This is a genomic window from Runella sp. (assembly GCF_027484545.1).
In the GTDB taxonomy this organism is placed as follows: Bacteria; Bacteroidota; Bacteroidia; order Cytophagales; family Spirosomataceae; genus Runella.
Window position 1 is genome coordinate 1 of the sequence record NZ_JAIXST010000264.1, and the last position, 8,970, is coordinate 8,970.

Annotated in this window: 7 protein-coding genes; 3 read left to right on the forward strand and 4 right to left on the reverse strand. The window is 41.9% G+C overall.

The annotated features are described in order from the left end of the window. Window positions 1-125: 125 nt before the first annotated feature. Window positions 126-836 carry a RadC family protein gene (radC, locus tag Q0081_RS23910; RefSeq protein WP_298359723.1) on the forward strand — a complete coding sequence of 237 codons (711 nt, stop codon included), beginning with the start codon at window positions 126-128 and terminating at the stop codon, window positions 834-836. A gap of 238 nt (window positions 837-1,074) precedes the next feature. Next, window positions 1,075-1,431, forward strand: a complete 357-nt coding sequence (locus Q0081_RS23915) for a hypothetical protein (protein ID WP_298359726.1) — start codon at window positions 1,075-1,077, stop codon at window positions 1,429-1,431. A gap of 16 nt (window positions 1,432-1,447) precedes the next feature. Here the strand turns inward: Q0081_RS23915 and Q0081_RS23920 are convergent, their stop codons facing one another. The 4 genes from Q0081_RS23920 to Q0081_RS23935 form a co-directional block, all read right to left on the reverse strand. Then, window positions 1,448-2,176, reverse strand: coding sequence for a DUF2490 domain-containing protein (locus Q0081_RS23920; RefSeq protein WP_298359731.1), 729 nt, complete (start codon window positions 2,174-2,176; stop codon window positions 1,448-1,450). A 70-nt stretch (window positions 2,177-2,246) separates the two neighbouring features. Next, complete coding sequence (locus tag Q0081_RS23925) at window positions 2,247-5,360, reverse strand: efflux RND transporter permease subunit (RefSeq protein ID WP_298359734.1); 3,114 nt, start codon at window positions 5,358-5,360, stop codon at window positions 2,247-2,249. 3 nt (window positions 5,361-5,363) lie between these two features. Then, window positions 5,364-6,449: an efflux RND transporter periplasmic adaptor subunit gene (locus tag Q0081_RS23930; RefSeq protein WP_298359737.1), complete on the reverse strand. Its 1,086-nt coding sequence runs from the start codon at window positions 6,447-6,449 to the stop codon at window positions 5,364-5,366. A gap of 4 nt (window positions 6,450-6,453) precedes the next feature. Beyond that, entirely contained in the window at window positions 6,454-7,707 is a 1,254-nt protein-coding gene (locus Q0081_RS23935) for a TolC family protein (protein ID WP_298359739.1), read from the reverse strand. A gap of 163 nt (window positions 7,708-7,870) precedes the next feature. Between Q0081_RS23935 and Q0081_RS23940 the strand changes: the two genes are divergently transcribed. Continuing rightward, the coding region (locus tag Q0081_RS23940) for an APC family permease (RefSeq protein ID WP_298359742.1) at window positions 7,871-8,970 on the forward strand (1,100 nt) is incomplete at its 3' end.

Below are 8,970 nucleotides of genomic sequence, written 5' to 3' on the forward strand. Positions count from 1 at the left end.
CATCTTTGCTAATATCGCACTCACGAGGGCTATACTCTCCATAAAAAGCGTTGTTGGTGTTGTGGTAAACCCAATTTAACGCTTTTTATTTTTTACCCAAACCTTTGCAAACTATTGTAATAAAAATGACACTTGATAACCAAGACTACGCAGATACACGCCGTATTTTGAGTTGGGCAGAAGAAGACCGCCCCCGTGAGAAATTATTGTTGAAAGGCAAAGCCGCTCTGACTGATGCCGAATTGGTAGCTATTTTGATTGGATCGGGTACCAGAGACTTATCCGCGGTTGACTTGTCGAAGATTATACTTCAAAAAGCTAGTAACAATCTAAATGAACTGGCTAAATTGAGCATTAAAGATTTGATGAAAATCAAAGGAATTGGGGAGGCAAAAGCGATTTCAATTATTGCAGCCTTAGAATTAGGACGTAGGCGTAAAGAAAGTGAAGTGGTGCTCCGTGCCCGTATTTCATCTTCGCGCGATGCTTATGAGCAGATTCAACCCTACCTTTTAGATTTACCTCACGAGGAATTTTGGCTGTTGCTGCTTAACCGGGCGAACGAAGTTATTAAGCCGGTACAGGTAAGCCAGGGCGGGGTATCAGGTACGGTTGCTGATCCTAAAATTATCTTTAAGTTCGCCATAGAGTGTTTGGCCAGTGCCATTATTTTGGTGCATAATCATCCGTCCGGAAATCTTAAACCCAGTGAAGCGGATAAAGAACTTACCCGTCGACTTTATAACGCAGGAAAGCTTTTAGAGATACCTGTCTTAGATCATTTGATTTTTACGGATGGGGGGTATTTGAGTTTTGCAGATGAAGGAATGCTCTAACAGTTTTATCGGAAAAGGGCGTTTTGGGTATATATTGCCCCATTTTAGATAATACTATTACATTAGATTTCAATTCCGCCGATTTATTGCCTACTTTTGAGGTAACTTTGGCGGTAATAGGCGTTATGAGGCTTCAAGCATTTCTGTTATATTGAATCATACTCGTATTTCCAACGTTGTTTAAATGAGACCGTATGAAGCGAGTTGCGGAATACTTAAAATAAAATGATTAATAATTATGAACAGAGAAGCATACATTCTTGAAGTAGTTAAATGGCTCAAAAAACGTGGCTTTGAGGAAATCCGCGCCAACGTAGAGGGATATGAAACACCAATAGGGTACGCTCTTCAGTCAGACGAAGAAAAGTATATCCCCGACGTGACCGGTAGACTGTTTTCTGAGAACTCTTACTTTGAAGTTGTGCTTAAAACGGATAAAGTGAGCAGAACTATTTCAAAACTTAGACTTTTGAGTACACTGGCAGCGGCAAAAGGTGGAAAATTATTTTTAATGACACCCCGGGGACATTTCAATTTTGCAAAAGATATTGCATTGCAACATCAGATTCATGCAGAAGTTATAAAAATTGTATAATAGTAAATAAAGACGTTTAATTAGGTGGCCACTGCGAAGACGGATGGCTGCCTTTTTTATTTTTCTTCGAGTTTAATTTCCTGAATGGTTTAGTTGAAAACTCAATGTCAAGCCCAGCAATGTAATTGGTGAGCGTATATTTTTTGTGGGAATAGTCAGGCTGCCAAATAAAATAAGGATTTAACTTCTGATTTTTAGCAAATTCATATTTAAAGCCAATCGAATTTTGCCAGTTGTCTATTTTGGTTTTATTACTTCCTATCGCGAAAAATGGCTCTGCATACACATACGCATCCCATTTTTTATTCAGTTTGTATTTTACCGTAAATCGTGACCTCAAATAAGTGTCTGTATCAAGGCGCACTTCATCATCGCCGGTAAAACGTTGACTTTGATATTGAAGTGCCGGACGAAGAGCAAAGCTGAAATCTCCAAATTTAGCTTTGGCAGATATACCAAGAAAATAACGATGAAACACACCTACGTCAACGATGGCAAGGCGATAATTGGCAATGGCTTCAAAGTATTTGTGAAAATCATATTCTACAGTGCCAAATACATACGACCCTTTGTAGGACGTTGCATTGTCAATAAGACGAGTGCGATATTGAGCTGTAAATGCCCATTTTTTTGGTAGGTCCAGCTTAATTGACGCACCCGGCCAAGCTTGGAAGTCGGTACGGTTTTGTGCTGGAGTCGAAAACGACAGAATACTGAGAACAAAAAACAAAATGAGATAGAGCATTCTGTTTGTGTTCATAGGTATATTCATTGGTAGTAATGTAGTTAAGGACATACTCAATTATTAACAATTATTATTCCAAATCCTTCATCGTATGCACATTGTGACGATAAAAAAAGCGATAAATGATTGGAAAAATTAGTAAGGTCAGTACGGTTGCGGTGATTAATCCTCCAATGACTACAATGGCTAATGGCTTTTGAGTTTCTGAGCCAATACCCGTTGAGACTGCTGCCGGGAGCAAGCCGATTGCCGCCATCAGGGCCGTCATCACGACAGGACGGATACGTGATTTTACACCTTCGCGAATTGCGGCGTCGAGCGACATTCGGGTGGAAAGGTTTTTGTTAAATACTGAAATCAAAATCACCCCATTTTGAATACAAATTCCGAATAAGGCAATGAATCCAACCCCTGCTGAGATTCCGAAGTTGATTCCCGTCACATGAATGGCTAAAATCCCTCCCATGATGGCAAACGGGACATTGGCCAATACCAACCCCGCATCTTTGGCATTGCCAAACATGATGAATAAAATGATGAAGATGGCAATCAAACAAACGGGAACCACTTGACCCAACTGCTTGGTGGCTCGGACTTGGTTCTCAAACTCACCCGTCCAATTGACTGAATATCCTTTGGGTAAATTCTTCAAAATGGGTGCCACTTTACTTTGAGCTTCGGCAATGGTACTTCCTAAATCTCTTTCCCGCACCGAAAATTTCACTCCGATAAATCGTTTGTTATTATCTCTGTAGACAAATGCCGGACCCGTTACTTTGCGGAGGGTAGCAATTTCTTTCAGGGGAATTTTGCTTCCTTTGAGCGTTGGCACCATCAATCGCTGGATATCATCTTCCGTACGGCGGTAAGTTTCCTGATAACGAAGCCGAATCTCGAATTTACGCTCGCCTTCGTAGAGAATAGACGCCGTTTTTCCACCAATTGCCATTTCGATTACTGCCTGAGCATCGGCCGTACTAACACCATAAAGAGCCATTTTTTGTTCATCAAACAACACACTCATTTCGGGTTGCCCGATGTTTCTCAAAATGCCGACGTCTTTTATACCTGGCACATTTTTGATGGCCTCAATGACTTTGTTTGCATTTTGATTGAGCAATTCTAAATCATCTCCAAAAATCTTGACGGCATTACTGGCATTCATCCCCGCCACAGCTTCTGCCACGTTGTCAATGATGGGTTGCGAATAGTTATAGTTAATTCCCTGAAACTGTTTGAGTTTGGTGTCCATTTCTTCCACCAGTTGGTCATTGGTGATTTTTCTTGTCCACTCGTCTTTAGGTTTGAGGTTTACCTGCATTTGAACGTAGTAAAAACCAGAGGGGTCGGTTCCGTCATTGGAACGTCCCGTTTGGGAAAGTACGCCGTTTACTTCAGGAAATTCCATGAGTTTTTTTCGCAGTACGGTTACCATTTTCACAGTTTCGTTCAACGAACTGCTCATGGGTAGTTTGGCTTCTACCCACAAAGCTCCTTCGTTCAATTGGGGCAAAAATTCGGTACCCAAAAATGACGCAGAAAACAAAGTAGCTCCTAAGAAAATAAAGGAAGCCAACACACTGGTTTTCTTATTGTGATAACACCATTCAAATCCCGCTGTTACGATTTTGTCAAAGAATTTGACAATAGGGTTATTCTTTTCCCGAACATTTTTTCTCAGTAAAAACGAACATAGTACAGGGACAAGAGTCAGGGTGTAAATCAATGCTCCCAATAAGGCAAAGCCTAAGGTATAAGCCAATGGACTGAACATTTTCCCTTCTACCTTCTGGAAACTGAAAATGGGAATCAGAGCCGTAATAATAATGAGTTTTGAGAAGAAAACGGCCTTGCCTAATTCGCCGCCCGTTTTGCGCAGAAGACCCAATTTTGCCAATTTATTGAAACGCTCCATGCCCGTTTTATGCGCTAAATGATCCAGCGCTACAAACATCCCCTCGACCATGACGACGGCACCGTCGATAATGATTCCAAAATCAACTGCCCCCATGGAAAGTAAGTTGGCAGACATTCCTTTGAGCCGTAAACACATAAAGGCAAACAGCAACGCCAGAGGAATGATGATGGATACAATGACGGTCGTTCGCCAGTCGGCCATGAATAAAAATACAATGACCGTTACAAACAGAATCCCTTCAAACAGATTGTGCAACACCGTTTTAGTACAAAATGCTATCAGATTATCCCGGTCATAGAACGTGACCATTTTGACATCAGGAGGCAAAATTTTGGTGTTTAATTCCTCAATTTTGGCCTTTACACGGGTTAAAACTTCGCTCGGATTTTCGCCTTTTCGCTGTACTACAATCCCTTCCACTACGTCGTCGTTGTTGTTGAGTCCTGCCTGCCCGACTCGTGGCAGATTGGATTCTTTAACTTCGGCTACGTTTTTTACGAGTACTGCGTTATCATTGACGTATTCTACAATTATGTTTTCAATGTCGGAGATGTTGCTGAGAAGGCCAATTCCGCGCACCACATAAGCCTGCCCGTTGCGCTCAATGACGTCGCCTCCAACGTTAATATTACTTTTGGTAACCGCCTGATAGACTTCGAGAGGGGTAATGTCATATTTGGCTAATTGGGTAGGATTGACCTGGATTTCGTACATTTTTTCCCGCCCGCCAAACGCCACTACATCCGCTACGCCGGGTACACTTCGAAGTTGACGGTCAATGATCCAATTATGCAGAGTTAACAATTCGCGACTGTCCCTATCCTTGCTTTCAAGCGTAAACCTGAAAATTTCACCCGTGGGCCCATAAGGAGGTTGTACATCGGGTTCAACACCTTCGGGGAGTGAAACGGTTCGGAGTTGATTATTAACCTGTTGCCTGGCGAAAAAGTCGTCTACGTCATCCTCAAAAATAATTTTGATGATACTTAGTCCAAACATCGTAATGCTGCGCACGTTGGTTTTGCGCTGGACGGAGTTCATGGATACTTCAATCGGCACGGTCACAAAGCGCTCTATTTCTTCGGCACTTCGTCCGTTCCATTCCGTCACTACAATTATCTGCGTGTTGGTGACGTCAGGAAATGCCTCCAAAGGAGTATTTAGGTAACTCAAGATGCCTGAGATGACCAAAACGCCCGTCATGAAGAAAACAAAAAAGCGGTTTTTTAACGAAAATCCGACAATTCCTCTGATGAATTTATTCATATATTAATCATTTAGTGCGTCATACACTAAGAGTTGATTTTTAGATATTACCTGCTCATTGTCTTTTAAACCTGTACGTATATACGCAATATCATTGAGCATTTTATAGACAGTTACTTCACGGGTCTCAATCGTTGAGCGATTCTTAAATACCATTACCCAGTTTTTACTGCGGTCAAAAATCACAGCACCTGCGGGAATGGCAGTCATTGAACCTCCTTCATCAAACTTGAGAGAAACGGTTGCGTGCATTTCTGGTTTGAGTTTATAACCCACGTTATTAAGTCGAATCCTGACTTTCATGGTTTTGGTTTCGGGGTCAAGTACGTTGTAGATTTTGTCTACATTTCCTCGAAATAATTCGCCCCCGTAGCTGATGGTTTGAATATTAGCGGGCATTCCCGTTTTTACTTTTGGGATATCGCTTTCGTTGACGTTGGCCATCACCCATACCTCGCTTATCTGCCCAACGGTGAAAATCTGTTCCGCATTATCTGAACGAAGCTGCATTCCGGGATTGATATTTTTGCTGATGACAAATCCATCAATAGGAGATTTGACAACGTAGTTGGTGTTTTTGCCCAATCCATAAATCCGAAAAACTTCTTTGATGCGATTGAGTTCTGCTTGGGCATTCTCAACTTCTTTTTTGGCGACAGTTACTTCCCGCTGAGAATTGAGTTTACTTTCAAAAAGGTCTTCAGCTGTTTTGAGATTTTTTTCAGCTACCAATACTTCTGATTGTGCCTGAATCATTTGTCGTTCAAAATCAGCGACTTCTCCGGAACGAATTGTGGCTAAGACTTGCCCCTTTCTTACAAAATCGCCCAATTCGACGTTTACAGCTTCCACATTGCCACCCACCAAAGGATACACTTTAATCACTCGGTTTTCGTCGGCGGTGATTTTGCCAACGAGCGTCAATTCGCTGCGTACGGGTTGGGTGCTGACTTTGGCGAGTTCAATGCGTTTCATCATCGTATCCGACAGCATAAATGCTTTTACTTCTTCCGAAACTGCTTGTTTTTTCTCGCAGGCGGTCAATAACCCGCCGCTTATGATTAGTAAAAGAATAAATCCTCTGTTCATTTTTTTATCTGAAAAGTTCTTGTCCAACTGTAAAATTTAATTCTTCGTACGCGCCAACCCGGTCTGCTTTGAGGCGGTTGAGTTCTTTGATGCTTTCGCTGTAGGTTTCGATGAGGTCAATAAATTCGAGTAGAGTTAGGTTGCGTTTCTGAAAATTTTCAACTACTCCTTTGTTGAGTTGTTCAAACTGTTCCGAAAACTTGCTGTCTATACTTTGCACCATGTTTTCAACGTACTGTACTTTCTGAAAAGCCGCTGCTACCTCGTTTGTAACTACGTTTACTTTTTGATTCTGTAGTCCTTTTTGGTAGTCAATCAGACTTCTGGCCACTTTTATATTTCCTTGGTTTTTGTTGAAAAATGGCAAATCTGCGGCTAAGGTTAGACCTGTGTAATTGTTGACATAGCTTCCTGATTGGTCGTAGGTGGCGCCTATTCTGAGGTTGGGAGTCGCCAGCGATTTCTGTAACTTATAGTTCAGTTCCGCTTGGCGAGTCAGCGACTCGGTCACTTTTACATCACCTCGATTTTGCAATGCCAATTGTCCCAAAGCAGGCGCATTATAGTCGTTGAGCTGGTAGCGGTTCAATTCGGCTTCATTGACAATGGGAATGAGAGGGCTGTCGAGATTCAGTAAAATTTTAAGAACTTTCTCTTTCTCGGCGATTTGAAAAAGTATTTCTGTTTTGTCGTTATTGAGCTGAAAAAGAAGCGCTTTTAATCGTAGTAATTCTCGCAGAGAAACGTTGTTTTTTTCATATTGACTTTCAAACGCAGTAACGGTACTTTGTAAATTGCTGATTTGCAGTTGATACCGATTCAGAGTGTTTTGAAGAAAGTAAATGTCGAAAAAGTTGTTGCGAAGTTCAAATTTCAATACTCGTAACAAATCCATGAACTCGTATTCGGTCATGTGCGCACTTTCGGTGGCGAGTGCTACCTGTTTGCTGCGCTTGCCTGCGGTGACCAAAATCTGCTCAATGGAGATGATTTTTTCGCCTCCTTGTGCTACATCCAATACCCGACGTTTATCCGGATTGAAAGCATTCGCCTCTACTGAAAGCGTTGGGTTATCCCACAAACGAGCTTGAATGATTGAGGCTTGAGAGGCGACAATTCTGAATCGTTCGGCCAAAAGCGAGAGATTATTTCTAAGAAAAAGACTATCCGCTTGTCGAAGAGAAAGCCGCAGTGAGTCTTGAGCTTGGACCAAACAACTTGATGTTAATAAGAGTGCTGCCAGAAAGATAATTCTCATGGTGAATGGTGACACATTTTTTGCAAAGGTGACACCTTGAGATTAAGGTAGGATTAAGTTGAAATTAAAAAGAATTAAATATCCGAAGTTGCATTTTTACCGATTATCGCTTTAAATTGAAAGAATTCTGTCGCCTCTACCTTTTGATAATTAAAAAACACTTATGTCCAATCAACTCAAAAAACAAATCAGTCTCTTTAGCCTCACAATGATTGCGGTGGGGTCGAGTATTGGCTCGGGGGTATTTCGTACGCCCTCCGAAATTGCGATGTATTTGCCCACAACGGGTTGGATGCTTGGCGTATGGATAGCAGGCGGCTTGGTAGCGTTGTGCGGGGCATTGACTTTTGCCGAAATCGCTTCAATTTTTCAAAAAGCGGGCGGATTTTACGTATTCTTGAAAGAAGCCTTTGGCGAACTACCCGCGTTTTTGTACGGATGGTCTATGTTATTGGTAATAAATACGGGTTCTTTGGCGGCCTTGTCGTTGGTATTTACGTCATATCTCAGTGAACTTATTCCAATGTCTGAGGATGTACAATTGGGGGTAGCTGTGGTCACGATTGCCTTGCTGACTTTGATGAATGTTTTGGGGGTGAAATGGGGAGGGATTTTTGCCTCGATATTTACTTCGGCTAAGTTAGTAGGCATCGCTATTGTAGTCTTAATAGGTTTTATTGCAGGCGTGTATGCCATAAATGTGACCGATTTTACGTGGCATTCCAACACACAGCACCTTTCCTTAGTTCCGTCTTTTGGTTTGGCTTTGATTGGTGTAACATTCTCGTACGGTGGGTATCAACATGCCACGTTTATAGCTGCCGAAGTTAAAAATGCAGACAGAATCGTGCCACGGGCAATGCTACTGGGCATTGGAATTGTATGTTTGGCCTATTTGAGCATCAATGTGGCTTATTTAAAGTTGTTGCCTATCGAAAAAGTAGCTGTTTCGACAGGAGTGGCCTCCGAAGCGGTTTCTACGATTTGGGCTTGGGGGGGTAAATTTATCTCGTTTTTGATTGTGCTTTCGGTATTGGGTACCATCGGGATTTATATTCTTACTGCGCCACGCATTTACTTTGCAATGGCGCAAGATGGCCTGTTTTTTAAGCAGTTTGCGGAGGTTCATCCTCGTTATCAGACGCCCTTTTGGTCCATTATTTTCCAATCTTTCTGGACCATCCTTTTGCTTGTTTTCTGGAAAACCTTCTCTAATCTTATTACTTACGTGGTGTTTGTTGATACAGCCTTTTTCTTTTTAAC

Excerpts from the sequence above, each read along its gene's own strand:
- radC (WP_298359723.1), top strand. The coding sequence starts at position 126 with ATGACACTTGATAACCAAGACTACGCAGATACACGCCGTATTTTGAGT.
- Q0081_RS23915 (WP_298359726.1), top strand. The coding sequence starts at position 1,075 with ATGAACAGAGAAGCATACATTCTTGAAGTAGTTAAATGGCTCAAAAAA.
- Q0081_RS23920 (WP_298359731.1), bottom strand. The coding sequence starts at position 2,176 with ATGCTCTATCTCATTTTGTTTTTTGTTCTCAGTATTCTGTCGTTTTCG.
- Q0081_RS23925 (WP_298359734.1), bottom strand. The coding sequence starts at position 5,360 with ATGAATAAATTCATCAGAGGAATTGTCGGATTTTCGTTAAAAAACCGC.
- Q0081_RS23930 (WP_298359737.1), bottom strand. The coding sequence starts at position 6,449 with ATGAACAGAGGATTTATTCTTTTACTAATCATAAGCGGCGGGTTATTG.
- Q0081_RS23935 (WP_298359739.1), bottom strand. The coding sequence starts at position 7,707 with ATGAGAATTATCTTTCTGGCAGCACTCTTATTAACATCAAGTTGTTTG.